At 62.4% G+C, this 22,744-nt stretch carries 20 protein-coding genes; 13 read left to right on the top strand and 7 right to left on the bottom strand.

The window, feature by feature from the left end:
* Nucleotides 1-18: 18 nt before the first annotated feature.
* Genes AC1DLO_RS21225 through AC1DLO_RS21215 form a run of 3 tightly spaced genes read right to left on the bottom strand, consistent with a single transcriptional unit; the run spans nt 19 to nt 2,163 of the window.
* Nucleotides 19-570, bottom strand: a complete 552-nt coding sequence (locus AC1DLO_RS21225; RefSeq protein WP_476891072.1) for a hypothetical protein — start codon at nt 568-570, stop codon at nt 19-21.
* Nucleotides 563-1,378, bottom strand: coding sequence for an alpha/beta hydrolase (locus AC1DLO_RS21220; RefSeq protein ID WP_476891071.1), 816 nt, complete (start codon nt 1,376-1,378; stop codon nt 563-565). The genes AC1DLO_RS21225 and AC1DLO_RS21220 overlap by 8 nt, the downstream gene beginning before the upstream one ends.
* On the bottom strand, nt 1,375-2,163 hold the full coding sequence (locus AC1DLO_RS21215) for an alpha/beta hydrolase (RefSeq protein ID WP_476891070.1): 789 nt from the start codon (nt 2,161-2,163) through the stop codon (nt 1,375-1,377). Before AC1DLO_RS21215 ends, AC1DLO_RS21220 begins: the two co-directional genes overlap by 4 nt.
* Before the next feature lie 111 nt (nt 2,164-2,274).
* Here AC1DLO_RS21215 and AC1DLO_RS21210 point away from each other — a divergent pair, with 111 nt between their 5' ends.
* Entirely contained in the window at nt 2,275-3,000 is a 726-nt protein-coding gene (locus tag AC1DLO_RS21210; RefSeq protein ID WP_476891069.1) for a lysophospholipid acyltransferase family protein, read from the top strand.
* Nucleotides 3,001-3,066: 66 nt separating this feature from the next.
* Nucleotides 3,067-4,482: a class II 3-deoxy-7-phosphoheptulonate synthase gene (locus AC1DLO_RS21205; RefSeq protein ID WP_476891068.1), complete on the top strand. Its 1,416-nt coding sequence runs from the start codon at nt 3,067-3,069 to the stop codon at nt 4,480-4,482.
* 86 nt (nt 4,483-4,568) lie between these two features.
* Here AC1DLO_RS21205 and pknB read toward each other — a convergent pair whose 3' ends face one another.
* Together pknB and AC1DLO_RS21195 are read right to left on the bottom strand one after the other, a co-directional pair.
* Nucleotides 4,569-6,641 carry a Stk1 family PASTA domain-containing Ser/Thr kinase gene (gene pknB, locus AC1DLO_RS21200; protein WP_476891067.1) on the bottom strand — a complete coding sequence of 691 codons (2,073 nt, stop codon included), beginning with the start codon at nt 6,639-6,641 and terminating at the stop codon, nt 4,569-4,571.
* A 72-nt stretch (nt 6,642-6,713) separates the two neighbouring features.
* Nucleotides 6,714-8,066: a lytic transglycosylase gene (locus AC1DLO_RS21195; RefSeq protein ID WP_476891066.1), complete on the bottom strand. Its 1,353-nt coding sequence runs from the start codon at nt 8,064-8,066 to the stop codon at nt 6,714-6,716.
* Between the two features lie 235 nt (nt 8,067-8,301).
* On the opposite strand from AC1DLO_RS21195, the gene AC1DLO_RS21190 reads away from it, so the two are divergent.
* The gene (locus tag AC1DLO_RS21190; RefSeq protein ID WP_476914598.1) at nt 8,302-8,670 is read left to right on the top strand and encodes an Rv2175c family DNA-binding protein; all 369 of its coding nucleotides are present in this window, start codon (nt 8,302-8,304) and stop codon (nt 8,668-8,670) included.
* A 43-nt stretch (nt 8,671-8,713) separates the two neighbouring features.
* On the opposite strand, the gene AC1DLO_RS21185 is transcribed toward AC1DLO_RS21190, so the two are convergent.
* Together AC1DLO_RS21185 and AC1DLO_RS21180 are read right to left on the bottom strand one after the other, a co-directional pair.
* Complete coding sequence (locus AC1DLO_RS21185) at nt 8,714-9,805, bottom strand: polyprenyl synthetase family protein (protein ID WP_476891064.1); 1,092 nt, start codon at nt 9,803-9,805, stop codon at nt 8,714-8,716.
* Nucleotides 9,802-10,089: a hypothetical protein gene (locus AC1DLO_RS21180; protein WP_476891063.1), complete on the bottom strand. Its 288-nt coding sequence runs from the start codon at nt 10,087-10,089 to the stop codon at nt 9,802-9,804. The genes AC1DLO_RS21185 and AC1DLO_RS21180 overlap by 4 nt, the downstream gene beginning before the upstream one ends.
* A 344-nt stretch (nt 10,090-10,433) precedes the next feature.
* Here AC1DLO_RS21180 and dinB point away from each other — a divergent pair, with 344 nt between their 5' ends.
* From dinB to murD, 10 genes are all read left to right on the top strand, one after another.
* On the top strand, nt 10,434-11,690 hold the full coding sequence (dinB, locus tag AC1DLO_RS21175) for a DNA polymerase IV (protein ID WP_476891062.1): 1,257 nt from the start codon (nt 10,434-10,436) through the stop codon (nt 11,688-11,690).
* A gap of 235 nt (nt 11,691-11,925) precedes the next feature.
* Nucleotides 11,926-12,288: a DUF3040 domain-containing protein gene (locus AC1DLO_RS21170; RefSeq protein WP_184738972.1), complete on the top strand. Its 363-nt coding sequence runs from the start codon at nt 11,926-11,928 to the stop codon at nt 12,286-12,288.
* A gap of 382 nt (nt 12,289-12,670) precedes the next feature.
* Nucleotides 12,671-13,102, top strand: coding sequence for a division/cell wall cluster transcriptional repressor MraZ (mraZ, locus tag AC1DLO_RS21165; RefSeq protein ID WP_184738974.1), 432 nt, complete (start codon nt 12,671-12,673; stop codon nt 13,100-13,102).
* 183 nt (nt 13,103-13,285) lie between these two features.
* On the top strand, nt 13,286-14,284 hold the full coding sequence (gene rsmH, locus AC1DLO_RS21160) for a 16S rRNA (cytosine(1402)-N(4))-methyltransferase RsmH (protein WP_476891061.1): 999 nt from the start codon (nt 13,286-13,288) through the stop codon (nt 14,282-14,284).
* Nucleotides 14,281-14,943 carry a cell division protein FtsL gene (ftsL, locus tag AC1DLO_RS21155; RefSeq protein ID WP_184738978.1) on the top strand — a complete coding sequence of 221 codons (663 nt, stop codon included), beginning with the start codon at nt 14,281-14,283 and terminating at the stop codon, nt 14,941-14,943. Before rsmH ends, ftsL begins: the two co-directional genes overlap by 4 nt.
* A gap of 54 nt (nt 14,944-14,997) precedes the next feature.
* Nucleotides 14,998-16,794 (top strand): peptidoglycan D,D-transpeptidase FtsI family protein, encoded by a 1,797-nt coding sequence (locus AC1DLO_RS21150; RefSeq protein ID WP_476891060.1) that lies wholly within the window; start codon nt 14,998-15,000, stop codon nt 16,792-16,794.
* 122 nt (nt 16,795-16,916) lie between these two features.
* Nucleotides 16,917-18,557 carry a UDP-N-acetylmuramoyl-L-alanyl-D-glutamate--2,6-diaminopimelate ligase gene (locus AC1DLO_RS21145; RefSeq protein ID WP_476891059.1) on the top strand — a complete coding sequence of 547 codons (1,641 nt, stop codon included), beginning with the start codon at nt 16,917-16,919 and terminating at the stop codon, nt 18,555-18,557.
* A 6-nt stretch (nt 18,558-18,563) separates the two neighbouring features.
* Nucleotides 18,564-20,054 carry a UDP-N-acetylmuramoyl-tripeptide--D-alanyl-D-alanine ligase gene (locus AC1DLO_RS21140; RefSeq protein ID WP_476891058.1) on the top strand — a complete coding sequence of 497 codons (1,491 nt, stop codon included), beginning with the start codon at nt 18,564-18,566 and terminating at the stop codon, nt 20,052-20,054.
* Complete coding sequence (gene mraY, locus AC1DLO_RS21135; protein ID WP_476891057.1) at nt 20,051-21,160, top strand: phospho-N-acetylmuramoyl-pentapeptide-transferase; 1,110 nt, start codon at nt 20,051-20,053, stop codon at nt 21,158-21,160. The genes AC1DLO_RS21140 and mraY overlap by 4 nt, the downstream gene beginning before the upstream one ends.
* On the top strand, nt 21,142-22,743 hold the full coding sequence (murD, locus tag AC1DLO_RS21130) for a UDP-N-acetylmuramoyl-L-alanine--D-glutamate ligase (protein WP_476891056.1): 1,602 nt from the start codon (nt 21,142-21,144) through the stop codon (nt 22,741-22,743). The genes mraY and murD overlap by 19 nt, the downstream gene beginning before the upstream one ends.
* Nucleotide 22,744 lies beyond the last annotated feature (1 nt).

The following is a 22,744-nucleotide window of genomic DNA, read 5'->3' as shown; positions in this document are numbered from 1 at the left end:
CAGCGGTGCGGCACCCCCTTAGACGCGGGCGCCGTCGTCGTTCTCGTCTTTTTCCTGGGGCAGCTTCATGATGAGATACACCACCGATGCCAGAAACGCGGTCAAGATCCCCATGACAGCCAAGAGGGGCGCCGAGCGCCAAAACATTGCCGTAAACAGCAGGGCAATCGGGCCGCCCACTGCTCCGAGCCAAGCGAGCATGGTCAGCGGTTCGGTGCCGGCCAGGCTCGGCGGGTCCTCGGGCACGAACCCGTCCTCGTCCCCGACGTCGTAGTCGCGCGGACCGTTCGCGCCTTCGCCTTCGCGCGCCTCGCTCTCATCGTGAGCATCCCTCCGGGCCAATCCAAGGGGATCGAAGTCTTGGAAAGAGCGGGATGTGGACGTGCCAGGAACGGAGTCCGGCCCTGAACCCGATTCTGTTCCTGGATCCTTGTGGGGCTCTTCCGCCGGCCGGGGTTCATCCAGCGCCGAGGAAGGCATCGACTCAAGCCGGGCCACCAGATCCAGCCAGACGGCATCGTCGTCCTTGTTGGCGCTTTGGTCCGGCGAGTCCGGTCCCGGCCTATTCATGGGGTAAGTCCCGGAGTTCGGCGCCGGACGGGCGGGCAGGGGCGGAACCGTTGATCAGTCCAGCCATCGTTTTCCGGATGAACTCGGCCGAGCCGCGGAAGATCTCCAGGGCATCGTTGTCCAGGGTGGCCACGTGGTAGCTGTTCTCCAAGGTGCTGAACTCCATCGAAGCGGTGACGCGCTCCCTTAGCTGTTTGATGCTTGCGTCCGAAACCACGTGGTCCACGGAGGAGCGGAAGACGCGCACGGGCGCGGAAATCCGGGGTAGAAGACTGATGGTGTCCTTGTACATCTTCTTCAACTCATGGGCGGCCGCGACTGGAGTCCTCGGGTAGGCCCCCTCGTCCACGCCCGGTTTGAGGATGTCGTTGGCAATGGCCGGGGTGGATCTCAGGACGTACTTGAGGAGGCCAACCACTGCAGCGCGGGGGTCATCGATCACTAGTCCCGGGTTGACGACGACGGTGCCGGCTACGGGGCGAGTAGCCGCGATCCGGAGAGCTAGAGCCCCGCCCATCGACAATCCTGCGGCGAAGACGAAGTCGCACTCGGCCTGGAGCTCAAGATACGCGGCATCCACCGCGCGGTGCCACTCTTGCCAGTGCCGTGTTGCCATGTCCTGCCACGTGGTCCCGTGGCCTGGAAGCAGAGGGAGACGGACTGCGTAGCCTTCCGCGGCGAGGTACTCGGCCCAGGGGCGCATGCTGTGGGGACTGCCAGTGAAGCCGTGGCTCATCACGACGCCGATGCTGGGTCCACTACCGGTGAAGTCGCTGGCGTACGGCGAGGGATCGGGGAGAGTGTTCATGATGACTCCGAGGCTACTCTGTTGGCGGCATGCTGCAGGAAAAAGGTGGTCGATTCCTCAAGTATTGTCGCCGCATCAACGTCGAGAGTGGCCACATGGCCGCTGTGTGGCAGAGGGATCACACGGAACTCCCGCGAGGCGAGGCGACGGCGGATCATCTCCAGCGAGCTTGGCGGCACGACGGCGTCCTTCAGGGACGCGAACACCAGCGCCGGTGCCGAAACAGCGGGCAAAGATCGATAGCTTGAACGGAAGAGCTTCTTGAGTTCGTGCACGGCTGACAACGGCGTCCGTGAGTAGTCGCCGTCGTCGGTGGGCGTCGCCGTCGGGTCTTGCTCCTCGATGGGAGCGGTGGTGCGCATGAAGTGCTTGAGGGCGCCAATGTAGCGGACGCGGCGATCATAAAAGCTCAGCCCCGGGTTGACCACGGCCACACCAGCTACAGGCTGCCGTGAAGCCACCCTGAGCGCCACTGCACCGCCCATGGACAATCCGGCAACATAGCAAGAGCTTGTACGGGCAGAAAGATCAAGGTAGCTGGCTTCAAAGGCGCCGTACCAATCGTGCCAACTGGTCCGCGAGAGTTCTCGCCAGTCCGTACCGTGGCCCGGTAGCAGGGGCACCGTCACGGCAAACCCCAGGGCGGCCAAGTGTTCGGCCCACGGCAGGATACTGAGCGGGCTGCCCGTGAAGCCATGGCAAATGGCTACCCCGGTGCCGGCGTTTGGACCGTGGCCGGGGTAGTGCAAAGGGCCGATGACGCCCGGAACACTGCTTTCCGTCATGAGTCCATCGTGTCACTGTTCGGGACATTTCTCACTGGAGTAGGGTGGCTTCTGAGTGCCGGCCGGGACCCTCCGGACGACTCGCAGACGCCGCCCCGGAGAGGAACCAAAGTGTTCTATTGGGTCATGAAGCGGATCTTTTTGGGTCCGGTTCTCAAATTGCTGTTCCGCCCCTGGGTCAAGGGCCTCGATAACGTTCCCCACGATGGTGCCGCGATTCTCGCTTCCAACCATTTGTCCTTTTCCGACTCAATCTTCATGCCGCTGATGGTTCCCCGGCCTGTCATCTTCCTCGCCAAGTCTGAGTACTTCACGGGCACGGGGCTCAAGGGCAGGCTCACGGCGATGTTCTTCCGGCTCACGAACCAGTTGCCCATGGACCGTTCGGGCGGGGCCGCATCCGAGCTGTCCTTGCAGGCAGGCAAGGACGTACTGGCTGGTGGCGGCCTGCTGGGCATTTACCCCGAAGGCACCCGTAGTCCGGATGCCAAGCTGTACCGGGGCAAAGTGGGAGTGGCCAAACTTGCCCTCCAAACCCGGGTCCGCGTTGTTCCCGTTGCCATGATCGGTACCGAAAAGGTCCAGCCCATCGGCAAGCGTTTGCCCAACATCCGCCGCATCGGGATCATTTTCGGCCAGCCACTGGACTTCAGCCAGTACTACGGCCAAGAGGAAGACCGCACGGTTCAACGCGCCGTGACCGATGAAATCATGTACGAACTCATGCGGCTCTCGGGACAGGAATACGTGGACGAATACGCTGCCGTCGTCAAGCAGAGACTGGCCGGGCAGCTTCCAGAGCCGGAGAGCGGTAGCGAATCATCTGGAAAAGTGTGACGGCCGGCGAATAACGGTTACGGAAGCCGTGCCCCGAACAGCGGGCAAGGCAACTAGTCTTGGAGAGTGACTGAGCTATCCGCGAAACCCGCACCGCCCGTGACCAGCCCGCTGGGCAGCCATTTGACCAGCACCGCGCAAAGTGGCGCGGCGAACTATCCCGGCTTGGACGACTGGCGGCAGCTGCCGATCTCGCAGCAACCCACCTGGTCCGACAGGGGCGTCTTCGACGCTTCCGTCAAAGAACTCTCCGTGCTTCCACCGCTGGTTTTCGCCGGCGAAGTGGACGTGCTGCGTGAGCGCTTGGCCGCTGCAGCCCAGGGCAAGGCTTTCCTGCTTCAAGGCGGCGACTGCGCCGAGACTTTCGAGGACGCCACAGCTGACAAGATCAGCGCCCGCGTCCGCACCATCCTGCAGATGGCCGTTGTCCTCACCTATGGTGCGGCTATGCCCGTCATCAAAATGGGTCGCATGGCTGGCCAGTTCGCCAAGCCGCGATCGTCGAACGAGGAAACCCGCGACGGCGTGACGTTGCCGGCGTACCGTGGCGACATCGTCAATGGCTACGACTTCACCCCGGAGTCCCGCGCCCACGACGCCAGCCGCATGCTGAAGGCCTACCACACCTCGGCTTCCACGCTGAACCTCATCCGCGCCTTCACGCAAGGCGGCTTTGCGGATCTTCGCCTGGTGCACCTCTGGAACAAGGGCTTCACTGAGAACCCTGCCCACGCCCGCTACGAGTCCTTGGCCAGGGATATCGATCGCGCCATCAAGTTCATGGATTCCTGTGGCGCCGACTTCGAAGCCCTCAAGCGCGTGGAGTTCTTCGCGAGCCACGAGGCTTTGCTCTTGGACTACGAGCGCGCCCTCACGCGCATCGATTCCCGCACCGGGCTTCCGTATGGTACCTCCGGGCACTTCCTCTGGATCGGCGAGCGTACGCGTGAGCTCGATCATGCGCACGTGGACTTCTTGTCCCGCGTCCGCAATCCCATCGGCGTCAAGCTAGGTCCCGGAACCACTGGGGACGACGCGCTGCGGCTTATCGACAAGCTGGATCCAAACCGGGAGCCGGGCCGCCTCACCTTCATCACCCGGATGGGTTCCAAGAACATCCGCGAGAAGCTGCCCGCCGTCGTCGAGAAGGTCACAGCCTCCGGCGCCCAGGTTCTCTGGGTCACGGACCCCATGCACGGGAACACGGTCACCTCGCCCAACGGGTACAAGACCCGTAACTTCGACGACGTCGTGGACGAAGTCCGCGGGTTCTTCGAGGTTCACCATGCCCTGGGCACGGTACCGGGTGGTTTGCACATGGAAATGACCGGCGACGATGTCGCGGAGTGCCTTGGCGGTGCCGATCCCATTGACCAGGACGCTTTCCTGGACCGCTATGAGTCCGTGTGCGATCCCCGCCTGAACCACATGCAGTCCCTTGAGATGGCATTCCTCGTAGCCGGGGCGCTCACAAAGCGGTAGATCAGCCCTCCAGCGAACGGACGGCGAGTAAGACACAAGAGGGGCGATCCGGAACATTCCGGACCGCCCCTCTTGTTTTGTGCGGCCTACACCACGGTCAAGGTGATGACGGAGCCCTCCGGGGAATCGCTGTCCACGGGGTTCTGGTCACGGACAGTGCCGAAGAAGCCACCCAGGATGTTGTTGATCTTGACGTCGAATCCGAGCTGCTCCAAGGCTTTGCGGGCAGCGTCCGCCTGCTTGCCGATGAAGTTGGGAACGTGCACCATTTTCGGCCCCTTGGACAGGGTCAACGTGACGGAGTCGCCGCGGATCAAGGTGCCACTCGCAGGGGTCTGGCTGACAACGGCCCCAGCAGGAACTTTCTTGTCATTGACAGGTTCAGGCGCGATTTTCGCCACCAATCCGGCGTCGCTGATCGCTTTGACCGCAGCTTGCTGGGTCATGCCGCGCACATCGGGTACGGGCAGGGGCTGCGGTCCCTTGGAAACCACCAATGCCACCGGGGTGCCGTGGCGGACTGCAGTGTCCTTGGCCGGGGACTGCGAGATCACCGAGCCTGTAGGTACTTTGTCGTCGTACTGCTCGGTCACCTTGCCGAGCGCCATCCCGGCCGTGCCGAGGGCATTCTTGGCCTGGTCCAGTGTCAGGCCAGCCATCGCGGGGAGCGGAAACAACTGTGGACCCTTGGAAACGAAGAGCGACACGGCTTGGAACTTCCGGACCACCTGGCCAGACGCGGGTTCCGTTCCAACCGCCAACCCTGCCGAGACTTCGTCGTCGAACACGTCTTTCGGCTCAGATTGGAAGCCAGCGGTTCTCAGCAGTTGCTGGGCCTCAGCAACCGTCTTGTTCCTGGTGTCCGGAATGGTTCCGGGCGAGCCGGGCCCCATGCCGAAGAACCAGCCGGCGGCCGTGGCGAGGATTGCCAGGACAATCACGACAACTGTCCAGATCACCGCCCGGCGGCGCGGATTACCTTCCCGCAAAGAGCGCGACGGCGTGGCCGCCGCACGGGCGCGGTCCTTTTCTTCCTGGCGCGCCATTCTTTTGATGTCGCGCTTACTCGCCGGAACAGTCCTCTCCGGGGGCAATATGGCTTGACCCGTCGCGCCGGGGGAGGAGCCCGACGGCGGCAGCACAGTGGTCGGATTGCGTTGGCTTGAGATGATCTCCGTCGGGCGGCCGATCCTTTCCAACGTTTCGGTGCGCTCGGCGTGGAAAGGGGCGACCACTGCGGTTGCCCCGGCCTCTTGCCCGCTTTCCGCCGCTGCGGCACGCGCCTTCGCGGCCGGTGGGCTGATGTCCAGTTGCGCGTCGCTCAGGGTTGTCCGGATATGCCGCAGTTCCGACAAGAGCGCAGAACCGTCCACAGGACGCTCTTCAGGTTCCTTTGCCGTGCACCATTGGACGAGTTCGTCGACGTCCGCGGAAAGTCCGGGAACAGCGAGCGACGGCGGCACGACGCTCGCGTTGACGTGCTGGTAAGCAACCTGGATGGGGACGTCGCCGGAATAGGGTTGCTCGCCGGTAAGCATCTCGTAAAGCATGATGCCGACAGAATAGATGTCGCTCCGCGCGTCGGCGGGCTTGCCTAGGACCAGTTCGGGAGCCAAATAGGCAACCGTGCCGATCAGGGCGCCAGTGCTCGTGGTCGCCGTCACCGCCCGGGCCAAGCCGAAATCGCCTACCTTGATGCGGCCGTCGTCGGCGATCAGCACGTTCTCCGGCTTGACGTCGCGGTGTATCAGCCCCGCTGCGTGGGCGGCAGCGAGTCCTTCGATGACGGGGTCTATCAGTGCAAAGGCCAATCGGGGCGGAAGCGCAGTCTTTTCGTTGAGGACATCGCGGAGTGTGTGCCCCTTGATGTACTCCATGACGATGTAGGCAATGTGGCCGTCCTGTCCCTGGTCGAGAACTCCGACGACATGCGGGTGGGACAGGCTGGCGGCCGCCCGTGCCTCGCGCTGAAGGCGGTCAAGGAAGTTTTGGTCGTTGGCCAGATGCGGGTGCAGCACTTTGAGCGCCACGTCGCGGTCGAGTCGCTCGTCCGTGGCAAGGTAGACGGTGGACATGCCGCCGCCTGCGAGGCGCGATCGGACGAAGTAGCGCCCGTCCACCAGGGATCCAAGGAGATGGTCCGAAACTTGTTCCTGCACCCTACGATCCTAGTTGAGCAAAAACACGGGCCCGAATCGGCATGCGATCCGGGCCCGTGTTTGCGGTGTGGTTCAGCTGAAGTTCTTCTTGTGAGCCAGGATTGCGGCGACGTAGGACTTGGTGTCGTCGTACATGCCGTACTTGCTCACTGAGTACTGGCCCTGGTAGTAGCCTGCGATGGCCGTGTTGACGTCCTTGCTCGTGTTCACCAGCGCCCGAATGATCGCGACGCCGGCGGTGACGTTGTCGTACGGGTCAAGAAGGTTGAGCTTGCGTCCTACCAGCTGGGAAGCCCATTCGCCGGAGGAGGGAATAACCTGCATGGTGCCGATGGCGTTGGCGGGTGAAACCGCACGCTGGTTGAAGCCGGATTCCTGGAACGCGAAGGCCAAAGCCAGGGAGGGGTCCACGCCCATGCGGCGTGCCGTGTCGGCTACGATCCCCTTCATCTGGGTGGTGCTGGGAACCGGAGAAGCATTGAGCAGCGCCTTGTTCGCGTTGGCTGAACTGACGACGGCCGGCGGATAGGTGTAGCCCAGGAAAGTGCTCGGAACCAGAGGGGTGGTGACGGGAGCCGGCGCGGCAGGAGCGCCGGGAATGGCAAGCTTCTGGCCCGGGTAAATGATGGTGCTCATGGACAGCTTGTTGGCCGAGAGCAGCGAGGAAAGGGAGACTCCGAGTCGGGACGCGATGCCGCCCAAAGTGTCACCGGACTTGATCGTGTAAGAGCCAGTGTTGGCAACTGCCGGCGCAGCTGGTGCGGGGGCAGGTGCCGGCGCCGCAGGAACTGGTGCATTCGTGCCGGGACCGACCTTGAGTTTCTGTCCCGGGTAGATGATGGACCGGCCGTTAAGACCGTTCCAGCTGAAGACGTCTGACAGGGCCACGCCGTTGCGGGCGGCAATGCCGCCCAAGGTATCGCCGGGCTTGACGGTGTAGGTCGCCGACGAAGACGACGACGGACTGGGTGCGGGGCTTGGTGCGGCTGGTGCCGGAGCTGGTGCAGCAGTCCCGGAACCGGACAGCTTGATCTGCTGCCCCGGGTAGATGATGGTGTTGGCCGAGAGCTTGTTGAGCTGCAGCACCGTGTTGGTGTTCAGCCCGTAGCGGGCCGCGATGCCGCTGATGGTATCGCCGCGGACGATTGTGTACGTGGCCGGGACCGCCGGTGCCATGGGCTGCATGGCAGCCGGGATGGTGGCGGCAACCGCGGATGCCGGAATGACATTCGCCGCCACAACCGAAGCCTGGGCCTGCATGGCCGCGGCCAGAGTGGCCGGGATCCTCTGAGTCTGCACCGCCGGTATCGCAGTTGCCGGTTGGGCGAGGGCGAGCGAAGAGAGCATGACGGCGGGCAGGGCCGCTGTGGTGGCCGCAAATATGGGCGTGCTCGTTGTCTTCTTGGGCGAGCGGGGCGTCGTCATGGGAGCAATCCTCATCTCAGCAGCGGAGATTTTGCGAATCCCGCTGCTGCCAGTGATACCAGTGTTACTAAAGTGAGTAGTGATGCAAATGTGATCAATGTGAATCTCTCACATTTTTCGATTCCGCACAAGAAATCGCAGGCTATTCGATTCTTGGGCAATTCAGGACCACAAATCCTGTCCGTGCCGCCGGGCTGGCTAGGCGCAAAGTGCACGGGCGTGGCAATCTTGATCCGTGAGTAATGTAGAAAACCTCGTTTCCGATTGGCTGCCGCTGCCCGATGTCGCAGAGCTGCTGAACGTTTCAATCACCAAAGTCCACGGTCTTCTGGATGAGCGCGCAGTTGTGGCTGTGAGAGTGGGCGAACGGAACATCCGTTCGATTCCCGCCCTCTTCATCCAGGACGGTCATGTGGTGGACAGCCTGAAGGGCACCATTGCAGTGCTTGGCGATGCCGGGTACACGGATGAGGAGCTCATCGCCTGGCTCTTCACTCCGGACGAGTCCCTGCGTGGCCGCCCTGTCGACGCGCTGCGCGAAGGACGCAAGACTGAAATTCGCCGCCGTGGTGGTGGCAGGAAACTGCCACCACCACTGCATTAGGCCGTATATTCAGCCCGCTTTTCGCTTGGATTTAAGCAAGAGTTCACGCTGCCCGGCTGACAGCGGCTTCGGCCAGCTGCCGGAGTGCGGTGATGGGGAGTTCAGCTAAGGGGAGACGTTCCAACGCGTCGAAAGCCTCGTTACTGAGTTCTTCGATCATGGACTCCGTAGCTTCGAGCGCTCCGCAGTCCACGATGATCCGCCTGATCTCGGCAACTTCCGCTTCCCCGAGGTCCTGCCTGCCGAGCATGGTGTCGATGTAGGCGGAATCGGCCGCCCCGGCTTGGTTGATGGCGATGCCGACCAGCACGGTTCGTTTGCCCTCGCGCAGGTCATCGCCGGCCGGCTTTCCAGTGGTCCCGGGGTCTCCGAACACGCCCAAGACGTCGTCGCGCAGTTGGAATGCTTCACCGAGCGGCAGCGCGAAGGCGGAATAACCTTGCAGGAGCTCTTTGCTGGCGCCGGCCAAGGCGCCCCCAAGCGCCAGGGGGTGTTCTGTTGAATACTTTGCCGACTTGAAACGGATGATGGACTGGGCGCGCTTGACGGCGTCCGCGCGGTCCCGTACCGGACCTGCTACTTCCTCCAGGATGTCCAGGTACTGCCCCGCCATGACCTCGGCGCGCATCAGGTTGAAGATCCGCCGCGCAGAAGTCCCGGAAGCAGCCCTCGGGCCGATCTGCGTGAACGCCTCTTCACTGAAGGACAGGCACAGGTCGCCAGTGAGAATAGCGGCCGCATGCCCGAAACGTTCGCTGTCGAGTGCCCAGCCCTCGCTCTCATGGAGTTGGCTGAACCGCTTGTGCACACTGGGACCTCCTCGCCTGGTATCAGAGCGGTCGATGATGTCGTCGTGGATCAGGGCCGCCGCTTGAAAGAGTTCCAAAGCGCAGCCGGCCGTGATGATGTCTGGATGCGCGGACTCACCTCCTGCGCCTCGCCACCCCCAGTAGCACATCAAGGCCCGGAGACGCTTCCCGCCCGTCACAAGGTTTGTGATGGAGCCCATGAGGGGAGTGACATCGGAGGATATGGTCGCCATGGTCTCTTGCTGCGCGCCAAGGAAGCCATTGAGCTTGGCGGCGACGTCGGCAATAAAACGGCCCTGTTCCGCGCCGAGGCTTTCCGGGGTCACTTGATGGACCCGGCGGCCACGTTGGCGCCGATGGTGAACGTGGATTTGCCCGCGTTTTCCACTACCGAGATGTTTACTGTTTCATTGTCCCCGCGCAGGAAGTCTTTTGATTTGATACTTCCCACAGTGTTCCCGGGAACTTCCTTGAAACCCTGTGCCGTCAGCGCAGACGCGTAGAAAGCCACCACGGTGTCGGCCGGCGACGCAATGGTGCCGACCAAGGCTACCGAAGCCGGGGAGGTGTTTTTGTCGAAACTGCTGGACTCCACGGCTGCGTGGGGCATTAGTGGAATAAGTTGCTGCGGGAACCCTGGAACGAGGGCGCCAACGGTCGCAGACGCTCCGGGCATAGCCGTGGATGAGGTGCTCGGCGCCGGGCTTGCCGAAACTGCCGCCTGCCCGGACGATGTTTGCGCCGGCCCTTGGGATGCCGTGCTTGCAGGAGACGACCCGCAAGCCGAAATGGTCAACGCGACACCCGTGGCCAACAGGGCCAGACTGACGGGTTGAGGCTTTCCAAAGAGCTTCACAGGGATTTCCTCCTGGGGACGACGCCGGATGGTGCTTCCAGCTTAGGGTGCCGGATGCTGCCTCCAGTTTAACCAGTAGCGCGGCATAGGATTTCCTTGTGAGACCACATGCAGAGGACCCCGGGCAAGGATTCACCCCGGATCCCGCTGCTTTGCGGGAGTTGAGGCGCACCAGCATCCTCCACGTCGACATGGATGCCTTCTTTGTCTCGGTGGAACTGCGCACCCGCCCTGAACTCCGAGGAAAACCCGTCATTGTGGGCTTCCCGGTGGATCGCTCGGTTGTACTGTCGGCCTCCTACGAAGCGCGCGCCTTGGGAGTAAGGTCGGCGATGCCCATGGCCAACGCCATGCGCATGTGTCCCAAAGCGGTCATCATCGAACCCCGCCACAGCCTCTACTACGAGGTCTCGCGGCAGTTGATGGGAATCTTTGAATCAATAACTGATCTCGTCGAGCCCCTGAGCGTCGACGAAGCTTTCCTCGATGTTGGTGGAGCAATCAGGAGATTAGGTCCGCCTCTTCAGATCGGCCATTTGATCCGGAGCCGTGTCGCTTCCGAACTCGGAATCACTGCGTCGGTGGGGATCGCAGCCAACAAGTTCGTCGCAAAAATCGCTTCCACTCGCTGCAAGCCCGACGGCCTTCTGCTCATTCAGGCGGACCAGACCGTAGCTTACCTGCACAGTCTTCCGGTGAACGCCTTGTGGGGAGTCGGGTCCAAGACTGCCGATGTCCTTGCCAGGCTGGGCATCCGCACCGTGGCCGATGTTGCGGCGACACCGCCTTCTTCCTTGAAGAAGGTCCTCGGAGCTTCGGGGGAGCACGTCCACCGATTGTCCATGGGTTTGGATCCCCGGCCGGTCACGCCTACACGCCTGGAAAAGAGCATTGGCTCCGAGGAGACTTTCGCGGTCGACACGCCGGACGATGCACTCCTGCACCGCGAGCTGCTGAGGCTCTCCCATCGCACCGCTTCGCGGCTACGGACTGCCGGCATGCTGGCGCGGACAATCGCGCTGAAACTGCGCTATGCCGATTTTTCGACGATCAGTCGCAGCAAGACGATGCATACGCCGGTAGATAGCGCGCAGCTGATCTATCAGGTGGCGAGCCAATTGCTGGCATCCTTGGGGGAGCGGCCCATGAGCGTGCGTCTTGTGGGTGTACGGGCCGAGCAGCTCGAACCGGCCGAGCACGCCTCGCTTCAGTTGAGCCTGGATCGTAGGGACGACAACTGGCGGGCAGCTGAGCAAGCGCTCGACCGTGTGACCGAGCGATTCGGCAGCAAGACGGTCCTTCCGGCCAGGCTTCTGGAACCGCATGCTGGGGTCGATGAGCAGGACTCTCTTTAAGTGCCGAAGAGCCGCTCGTGTGCCTTCGGAGTGTCTTTCAGAACAGCGGCCAACAAACTATCCTAGAGATACACAGATTTAGACCGTCTGGATAAATTGCTCTGTTGTGTCTGTTCCGTGAGACCGTGTTCACAAGACCCGGTCTTCGGGAACCCTTTTTTGGGTTCGTCCGTTCAAGGGAAAAGAGGCAACGGCCGCGGAATATTCAGACGCTGGCCGACTAAAGGAGGTCGCGATGCCCCTCTCGGAGCACGAACAGAAGCTCCTCGAGCAACTCGAGAAGCAACTGCATGAGGACGATCCAAAGTTTGCCAATTCAATGGGCTCTGACCCCATTCGTTCATGGTCGACCAGGCACATCGTTATTGGCGTTCTAGGCACTATTGCCGGGATCCTCTTATTGTTGGTAGGTGTGTCGTTGCAGAACATCTTCCTTGGTGTGTTGGGCTTCATTGTCATGGGCGCCGGCGTTTACTTTGCGACCCTGCGAAGGGCTATCGGCGGCAAGGCGAAGAGTGCCAAACCGGGTAAGGCCAGGAACTCATTCATGAGCAACCTGGAGGAGCGCTGGGACGAGCGTCGCCGCGGCGAAGAGTAGCTGGGCGCCCCCCTTTTAGGGCTTGTCTTCCGCATGAGGCCAAGTCCTCCACATTGCACCACCAGGCGCCGGCCTGAATGCGAAAAGACCCGAATTTCGGGTCTTTTCGCATTTAACGCGGGGTTCGCCGCATCCCAGGAGGGCGTGAGCGTGACTTTGGCTCCGCCGTCGCGCGCCTCCCGAGACGGCTTCCGCAGAATCCGCTCCACTTTCCACCACGCACGAAATCCCTGTGTTTTCAGGCACCCTCAGCCGAAAGTGGGGCAGAAACACGCCGGATTGCGTTGACTGTGGGGGCTTGTGGAGTAAAGTGGAGCAAGTAAGAGGGTAGTGGCGGCGTGGGGCAGGTACGGGCACCTTTGACAGATGGGGCGGTGGGCCAGTGTTTCTTGGCACGCATTCGCCGCGTCTGGACGAAAAGGGCCGGATCATCCTTCCCGCCAAGTTCCGCGAGGAACTTGCTGACGGCTTGGTGCTCACAAGAGGCCAGGAACGTTGCATCTACGTCTTCAGCCAGCGGGAATTCGAACGTATTCACGAGTCCATGCGGGAGGCCCCCATCTCCTCCAAGCAGTCACGTGACTACATCCGGGTTTTCCTGTCCGGAGCCTCTGACGAGGTACCTGACAAGCAGGGGCGCGTCACGATTCCGCAGGCGCTCCGGAGCTACGCAGGACTCGATCGGGAATTGGCGGTCATCGGCGCCGGAACCCGAGCGGAGATCTGGGATGCCCAAGCTTGGGATGAATACCTGGCCGAGAAGGAAGCCGCCTTCTCGGAAACCGACGACGACAACCTCCCCGGGTTCATTTAGAGACCGGGCCAGGAAGCACCAAGGCTTCTTGGATGGGATCTCCAGCCGCCCATCACATTGTTTTCCTGACTCACCTTCCCCGGAGTCAGGCGGACACTGCGATAGGCGCGGATGGGGATCCGACCCAAGAAACAACCAACTGACCGGCAGATGCACCGAACAATTCAGCACTGAGGAGGCCGCATGGAGGAGCAAGACGCGCCAAAACCGACCTCGGAGCGCCATGTGCCGGTCCTGAAGGACCGGTGCATCAATTTGTTGGCCCCTGGTTTTGAGGCGGCCCGCAGCCGTGGAGAAACGCCCGTGGCCATCGACGCCACGTTGGGAATGGGCGGCCACTCCGAAGCGATGCTGCAACGGTTCCCCGATTTGCACTTGGTTGGCATAGACCGGGACGAAGAGGCCTTGGCCCTGGCCGGAGCGCGCCTGCAACCATTCGAGGCCCGCACCGATCTGGTACATGCTGTCTATGACGAGATTGAGGATGTCCTTGCGGAGCTAGGCATCCCCGAGGTCCATGGCATCCTCATGGACCTCGGTGTGTCTTCCCTTCAGCTGGACGAGCGGGAACGCGGCTTTGCGTACTCCTACGATGCACCCCTTGACATGCGCATGGACACGAGCCGAGGCCAGACCGCTGCTGACGTTGTCAATAACTACTCCGAAGAAGACCTGGTACGGATCATCCGCAAGTGGGGCGAAGAGAAGTTCGCCGGCAGGATCGCCAATCGCATCGTTGCGGCAAGGGCCAGCAAGCCCTTTGCCACCACGGGAGAACTGGTGGAGCAGATTCGCGGGGTGGTTCCTGCATCGGCAGCAAAGTCCGGAGGGCATCCTGCAAAGCGGACTTTCCAGGCTTTGCGGATTGAAGTCAACGAGGAACTCGACGTCCTGGAAAGGGCGGTTCCGGCTGCTCTCTCGGTCTCAGCCATGGGCGGACGCGTTGTGGTGATGTCCTACCACTCGCTCGAAGACAAGATCGTCAAATCAGTGTTCCAATCACGGTCCAAGTCATCAGCTCCGCTCGGTTTCCCCGTGGAGCTCGAGGAACACAAACCGGAATTCAAGACCTTGACCAAGGGCACGGAAGTGCCGACGCCCGAAGAAATCGCCGAAAACCCGCGTGCGGCATCCGCCCGACTGCGGGCAGTGGAACGCATCAAAGCGAGGAGAACAGCATGAGCACCGCCGCCGCGAAGATCCTGCCCACCACGGTGGGCAACACCGCGCGCGCCCTGCCCGTCCGCGGCCCGGAGCGCGACGCCCCCCGCAGGGCGCGGACGCCGCTCTCGCTCGTTCAGAGCGTTCCTGGAAGACGACGCACTCCGTTCGTCGTCTTTTGCTTTGGGGTGCTCGCGGCAGCACTGCTGACTGTCCTCGTGCTCAACATTTCGGTGTCCACGGCTCAATACGACCTCGTGAAGCTCAGGAACGATGCCGCATCCCTGAACAAGCAGAACCAGGATCTGACACAGCAGGTCCAGAACTTCGAAGCTCCGCAGAATCTGGCCGCCAAGGCTGCAGAATTGGGGATGGTAGCTTCCACCGCCACGGGCCAAATCGATCTGGACAATCTGACGGTCACAGGTAAGGCGACGCCAGCAGTCAAGGGACAGAATCCCGGTGCTGTCATCGCTGCTCCTGCGGTTGCGGGCCAGCTCAGCATAGTGCCTCCAGCAACCACCAAGGATCCATTGGAAAACCGCAAACCGACAGGAACTGCAGACTCCACCCCGGCCAAGCCGGAGGCGCCCGCGGCTCCCGTGGCACCCAAGCCGCCGGTTGTGGATCTCCACGGTGGTTCGGTCCCCGCTCCACAGCAGAAGGTACCCGGGCAGTAGCGTCCAGCCGACCTGATTTCAGGTAAACAGCAAGGCAAGCAGCAAGGAATCGACGTGGTGCAGAAAACCGGCAAATCGAAGAACAAGAGAACGCCGGCGGCGAAGAAGCGCCTGCGCATCGGCCTCGGAATCATGCTGACGCTGCTGCTTGTGGTTGGGGGCAAATTGTTCCTCGTCCAGGGACTGGATGTCGGGGGCATGGCCGAGGCCGCGTATAACAACCGGCTGAAATCCACGATTCTTCCTGCTGAACGCGGCAAGATCCTTGATGCCAACGGCACGGTGCTCGCCAGCAGCGTGATTCGCTACAACATTGTGGTGGACCAAACGGTCAACACCGCCAGCAATGAGTTTTCGCGCTACAACACCAAGACCCAGGGCGTCGACAAGATCTCCCGGAACCAGGGCATAGCTGAGCTTGCCGGTGCCCTGGGGATGGATGTCAACCAGGTCACGCAAGCAGTGACCGGTGAGAAAAAGTACAACATCGTGGCCAAGGAAGTGAAGCCCGAGGTTGAAGACCAGGTCTCCCAGTTGCACATTCCGGGTGTCGGATCAGAAGGCATCAGCAAACGCGTCTACCCCAACGGGAGTGTTGCCGGCGGCGTCATCGGATTCCTCAAGGACGGCACAACGGGCCAGGCGGGACTTGAACAGACTCAAGACGAACTCCTCCGTGGGAAAGACGGAAAGAGGGTCTTCGAGATCGGGGCCGACGGTCTTCGCATCCCCGTGGCAACCGATCTCCTGACCCCGGCCGTCAACGGCAAAGACGTCAAGCTGACGCTGAACACGGACATCCAATACTTTGCGCAGCAGGCCATTCAGACACAGGTCAATCAGCTCAACGCCCAGTGGGGATCGATCGTTGTTGAGGACATTAAGACCGGGAACATCATCGCGATGGCGGACACCAATGCCCCGGACCCCAACGACCCAGGCAAGGTTGCGGCCGCGGACCGCGGCGTGCGGTCAGTGACCGCCGCCTACGAGCCCGGGTCGGTGGAGAAAATGATCACCGCATCGGCCGCGATCAATGAAGGAAAGTCCAACCCGCTGGACACCTTCACCATTCCGCCAGCCGTAACCATTGACGGTCAGACGTTCACGGATGCTTTCACGCACGGTACCGAGCAGAGAACCCTCGCCGGCATCCTCGGATATTCGATGAACACCGGTACCGTGATGGTCGGCAGCCGCCTGACTAAGCAACAGCGTTACGACTACCTCAAGCGGTTCGGCATTGGCGAAGCTCCGGACATTGGCCTTCCCGCCGAAGCCACGGGCATCCTCGCAAAGCCTGAGCAATGGGACGACCGGCAGCAGTACACCGTGCTGTTCGGCCAAGGTGTTTCCCAGTCCACCCTCCAGACGGTCCGAGCGTACCAAAGCGTGGCCAACGGCGGCGTGATGCTGCAGCCACGACTCATCGACGGGTACGTGGGCGCTGATGGAGTCGAGGCGAAGGTTCCGGCCAAGGATCCCAGGCAAGTCGTTTCCAAAGAGACGGCCCAACAGGTCCGCGACATCCTTGAGAGCAACGTCACCATGGGCGAAGTGAAAGACGCCGGTATCGACGGATACCGGGTGGGTGCCAAGACAGGAACCTCCGAGGCACCCCGTGAAGACGGGCTGCCTGGTTTCGATGGGTTCACCGCTTCCATTATTGGAATGGCGCCCATGGAAAATCCACGGTTCATCGTTGAGGTGGTTGTCCAGCGCCCGAAAGGGAACATCTACGGCATCACCCAAGGACCGATTTTCCGCTCGGTCATGGGGCAGGTCCTGCGCACCTACAACGTCCCCCCGTCCACCGGCACTCCGGCGCAGTTCCCGCAGTACGCCAAGTAAGTCATTTTCGCCAAGTAAGCTTGTTGGGCATCTGTCCGGCCATATTACGATCCACCCATGCCGATTCCGGGAGCCCCATGGTTCGCGCGCGGCCAGTTTTACGAGTACCAACGGAGACCCATTTGTCAGAGCAGAATGACGCCGTATCGATACCCACAGGGAATCCGCCGGCTACGGACAAACCCGGCTTCCGTCCCGCCGTCGTGACCGCGGTCCCTCTTGAGACGATTGCCGCGTCCCTGGGAATCGTGCTTCCTCCGGAAGCCGGCGCGACGTCTGTGACTGGTGTGTCCCTCAACTCGCGCACCATTGAGCCAGGAGACCTTTACTTGGCCCTGCCAGGGGCGACACGCCACGGGGCCGAATTTGTCCCCCAGGCCGTGGCCGCTGGCGCAGTAGCCGTCGTGAGCGATGAAGACGGCGCGCGCCAATTGGCGCTCGGCGACGATCTCGCTGTTCCTGTGCTGATCGTCGGCAGTCCCCGCACCGCCGTCGGGCCCCTCGCTGCACTCATTTATCGCAGCCAACCCCACGATGAGGATTCGCCGACACTTTTCGGCGTCACCGGTACCAACGGCAAGACCACCACCACCTACTTCATCAACTCCCTTCTCCGGGCGCTGGGCAAGAATCCTGGCCTGATTGGGACGATCGAAATCCTTGCCGGAGGCGAAGCCATCCCGAGCCTGCTGACGACGCCGGAGTCGACGGATGTACATGCCCTGCTTGCCCTCATGCGTGAACGCGGGCTGGACGCGGCTTCCATGGAGGTCTCCTCCCACGCCCTTTCCTTCCACCGGGTCGACTCGGTCATGTTCGACGTAGCCGGCTTCACCAACCTGACCCAGGACCACCTGGATCTCCACGGAAGCATGGATGAGTACTTCCGGACCAAGGCGGAACTCTTCACCACGGCCCGCGCGCGCCGGGGAGTGGTGACCGTGGACGATGAGTGGGGCCGGTTGTTGGCCGAAGAGGCCGGGATTCCCGTGACAACCTTGTCCGCGGTACCGGGCACGGACGCTGACTGGGCCGTGGCCTCCACCACCCAACGCGGGCTTGGAACCGACTTCGAGCTGCACCACCGTCACGGAACAGTCCTGCGCATCCACACAGGATTGCCCGGTGACTTCAACGTCGCCAACGCGGCCCTCGCGGCCGTTATGGTGCTGGCTTCCGGCATCGATCCGCAGGCATTGCAGGCCGCGCTGGACAGGCACGATCCCTTTACTGTCTCCGTACCGGGCCGGATGCAGCTGATCTCGGATGCCCCGGCCTCCGTGGTTGATTTTGCGCACAACCCGGACGCGCTGGCGAGGGCCCTGACGGCTGTACGCTCGCAGGAACCCGGATCCCGGGTGATCGTCGTTTTCGGTGCCACAGGCCAGCGTGACCAGGGCAAGAGGCCGACCATGGGCGCCATCGCGGCCCGGCTCGCCGACGTCGTGATTGTCAGCGACGACGACCCCCACGACGAAGACGCCGCGACCATCCGCTCGGAAGTCATCGCCGGTGCCCGCGAAGCCCGCGAGTCCGAGCAGCTCGACTGCGAGATTCTGGAGGCCTATCCCCGGGATGTTGCCATTCGTCAGGCCGTGGAATTGGCCACTGAAAGGGACACCATCCTGATTGCCGGCCGCGGCCATGAAGTTTGGCAGGAAGTGAACGGTGTAAACCTTGCGCTCGATGACCGGGTAGAACTGCGGGCTGCCTTGACATCTAGGGGATTCAGACTTTCCACGGACGAACGGATAGAGTCCTAGACCGAGATGATTGCACTTACTGCGGCGGAAATCGCCGATATCACCAACGGCCGATTGGCGGCGGACCCGGGCATTGTCCCGTCGTCCATTGTTACCGATTCCCGTGAGGTGGCTGACGGATCGATGTACGTGGCCAAGCCCGGAGAGAAAGCGGACGGCCATGCTTTTGTGGGCGCGGCATTTGAGCGCGGCGCAGTTCTGGCCTTGACCGAGCGCGACGTTTCCGACGACGACGGCCGGGCTTACCCCGCCGTCGTCGTCGATGACGCCGTGCTCGCCATGGGTGCGCTGGCGGCCGAGTCGGTGCGGCGCATCCGCGCTGCCCGCGCGGCGCAGGGAGAGCCTTTTACCGTTATTGGCATCACAGGCTCGGCGGGCAAGACCACTACCAAGGACCTGCTGGCCGGGATTCTTTCCCGGGCCGGGGCCACCATAGCTCCGCAGGGTTCCTACAACGGTGAAGTCGGTGTACCGCTCACTGTCTTCGGGGCCGATGCCGGCACCCGCTATCTCGTGATCGAAATGGGCGCCACCGGAGTGGGCCACATCAAGTACCTCGCGGAGATGGTCCAACCGGACATCGGCGTCGTTCTTGTCGTCGGCACCGCGCACGCCGGAGAGTTCGGTGGCGTGGAGAACATTGCCAAGGCCAAGGGTGAACTCGTCGAGGCGCTGGGGCAGGACGGAACAGCAGTCATCAACCTCGATGACGCCCGGGTCGCGGCGATGGTTTCCCGCACCCAGGCCAAGGTGCTCGGAACAACGGCGACCGGCGCTTCCGGCTCGGCCGTCGAAGCCCGGAACGCCGAAATCGACGACGGCGGCCACCCGGAATTCGAACTCACCCTGCCCGACGGCGGGGCCTCCCACGCGGTCCACAGCAAGCTCATCGGTGCACACCACATCACCAACCTGCTTGCCGCCGCGGCCGCCGCATTTGCGGCAGGCGTTCCTGCGGCCGACATTGCCGCCTCCCTGAGCGCGCAGTCGCCGGCCAGCCGGTGGCGGATGGAACGCACAGAGCGGGCAGATGGCGTCACCATCATCAACGACGCGTACAACGCGAATCCTGAATCGATGCGTGCCGCCTTGCGTACCCTTGCCGACCTCGGCCAGGGACGTCGCACCTGGGCTGTCCTGGGCGCGATGCTGGAACTTGGCGAAGATTCCATCCGTGAACACACCGCCGTGGGGACCCAAGTGGTCCGCTTGAACATTTCCCGTCTGGTGGTGGTTGGCCGCGAAGCGCGGGCGCTCTACATTTCCGCGATCCAGGAAGGTTCCTGGGGCGATGAGTGCAGTTTCGCCGAGACAGCCGACGAGGCCTATGAACTCCTGCAGGCCGAGCTTGAGCCAGGCGATCTGGTGCTGTTCAAATCCTCGAACGGGGTGGGCCTCCGGCATTTGGGGGATCGGATAGCATTACCCCCACAGGCCGGAACGAGTGCGAACACCGCGGCTGTAACCGCCGCCGATGAAGGGAACGAGCTCCTGTGATTGCACTGTTGATCGGCGCTGGCGTCGCCCTCCTGGTGGCTTTGATCGGGACGCCACTCTTCATCCGCTTCCTCGTGACCAAGGGCTATGGCCAGTTCATCCGGGACGACGGACCCACGTCCCACCACACCAAGCGCGGTACTCCCACCATGGGTGGCACTGTGGTGGTGGCCGCCGTGCTCATCAGCTATGGGCTGACCCACCTGATCATGTGGATGATGAATCCGCGTTCACCTGGCCCGTCCGCCTCGGGCCTGCTTTTGTTGTTCCTCATGGTCGGTATGGGATTCGTTGGCTTCCTCGACGATTTCATCAAGATTTCCAAGCAACGCAGCCTAGGGCTCAACGCCAAAGCCAAGCTGATCCTTCAAGCTTTCGTAGGTATTGTTTTCGCCGTGCTGGTGCTGAACTTCCCTGACGCGGATGGCATCACTCCGGCATCGACGCATATTTCCCTTGTCCGGGACATTCCCTGGCTGAACCTGGCCTTCGGGGGCACCGTCCTCGGAGCCATCTTGTTCGTCATCTGGTCGAACCTGATCGTCACTGCGGCAACCAACGGCGTCAACCTGACGGATGGCCTGGACGGCTTGGCCGCGGGCGCTTCCATCATGGTCTTCGGCGCGTACACCCTGATGGGAATCTGGCAGAACAACCAGGCCTGCGGTTCGCCGCGTGAGGCCGGCAGCGGCTGCTATTCGGTCCGTGACCCGCTCGATCTTGCGCTCTTGGCGGCCATTTGCAGTGCTGCGCTGGTGGGCTTCCTTTGGTGGAACACGTCTCCGGCGAAGATCTTCATGGGGGATACGGGTTCGCTGGCGATCGGCGGTGCAGTGGCCGGCTTTGCGATCCTCTCCCGCACCGAACTGCTGTTGGGCATCATCGGCGGGCTCTTCGTCCTCATCACGCTGTCGGTCATCATCCAGGTGGGCTATTTCAAGGCCACCAAGGGCAAGAGGGTCTTCAAGATGGCACCCTTGCAGCATCATTTTGAACTCAAGGGCTGGGCCGAGATCACGGTGGTTGTCCGATTCTGGATTCTCTGCGGTCTGTTCGTCGCCGCGGGCCTTGGTATTTTCTATGCTGAATGGGTGGTGCTGCTGTGAGCTCAAGTCCTCAAACCAAGCCTTCGGCCATTGACCGGCTCCGGAATCTGGTCAGTTGGGATTCCGACTGGAAGGGCCTTCGCGTCGTTGTGACCGGGATTGGCGTGTCCGGTTTCGCTGCCGCCGACACCTTGATCGAACTCGGCGCGCGGGTGGTGGTGGTTGACGCCGCCACGAGCGCCAAAGCCCTCGCCCAGGCGGACACCTTGAAGATCGTCGGCGCTGCCGACGTCCTCCTTGGCCAGGACGCCGTCAAGACTCTGCCTTTGGTGGACGGGGAGAAGGCCGAACTAGTGGTGACGTCCCCGGGCTGGCGCCCGGACCAGTCCCTCCTGGCAGCTGCCAAACGCACCCATGTACCGGTGTGGGGCGACGTCGAACTCGCTTGGCGGGTGCGCGAACGCGAGGGCCGCAAGACTGCGGACTGGCTCACAATCACCGGTACTAACGGCAAGACCACCACTGTGGGCATGACAGAGGCCATGCTGCAGGCGGCGGGCCTCAAAGCGATTGCGGTCGGGAACGTGGGGACTCCGATCCTCGACGCCCTCCGGGACCCGGTGGAATATGATGCTTTCGCGGTTGAACTCTCGAGCTTCCAGCTGCATTGGAGTGAGTCGCTCTCCCCGGTGGCGAGTGTCTGCCTGAACGTGGCCGAAGACCACGTTGACTGGCACGGCTCGTACGAGTCTTACCTCGCGGACAAGGCAAAGATCTTCGAGCACACGCAGAAGGCGTGTATCTACAACGCGGAGCAGATCGAGACCGAACGCATGGTGGAGAACGCCGACGTCGTGGAGGGCTGCAGGGCGATCGGGTTCACCACCTTGACCCCTGCTGTCAGCATGCTTGGCGTCGTCGAGGGGTTGCTCGTGGACCGTGCGTTCATTGAAGAACGCAGGAGCTCAGCCGAAGAGCTTGCGTCCCTGGCGGATCTCGGCCCGGCTGCTCCCCGACACATGGTCGCCAACGCCTTGGCTGCTGCGGCATTGGTGCGAGCCTACGGCGTCGATTCCGCAGCAGTGCGCGAGGGACTCAGGAACTACCTCCCGGGCGATCACCGCATCCAGCCCGTGGCCAAGCGGAACGGCGTGCTCTGGGTCAACGATTCCAAGGCCACCAATCCGCATGCCGCGTCGGCGGCGTTGTCGGCGTTCGGGAACGTCGTCTGGATCGCTGGCGGCTTGTCCAAGGGCGTCAACTATGACGAACTGGTTAAGAGCAACGCGGGCAGGCTCAAGGCCGTGGTGTTGATCGGAACCGACACCGCGGACCTGGAGGCCTCCCTCAAGCGACACGCAGCGGATGTGCCCGTAATCGGGCAGCCCAAGGGCGAGACTGAAATGGTGCAGTCCGCCGATTCAGCTGGTGCCGCCGCGGAACCGTCGCCGATCTTCGGCGACACCGTCATGGCCCATGCTGTCGAGTCGGCAGCAAGTATCGCCGAGCCCGGCGACACCGTGCTGATGGCCCCGGCGGCTGCCTCCATGGACCAGTTCTCTTCCTACGCTCACCGTGGCGATGCTTTCATCAGGGCAGTTCGCGAGCTAGTGGAAGGCCAGGCACAGACCACCGAGGAGTAAC

Source organism: Arthrobacter sp. 01T419 (assembly GCF_056398865.1).
This window is presented reverse-complemented; position numbering and strand designations above follow the sequence as displayed.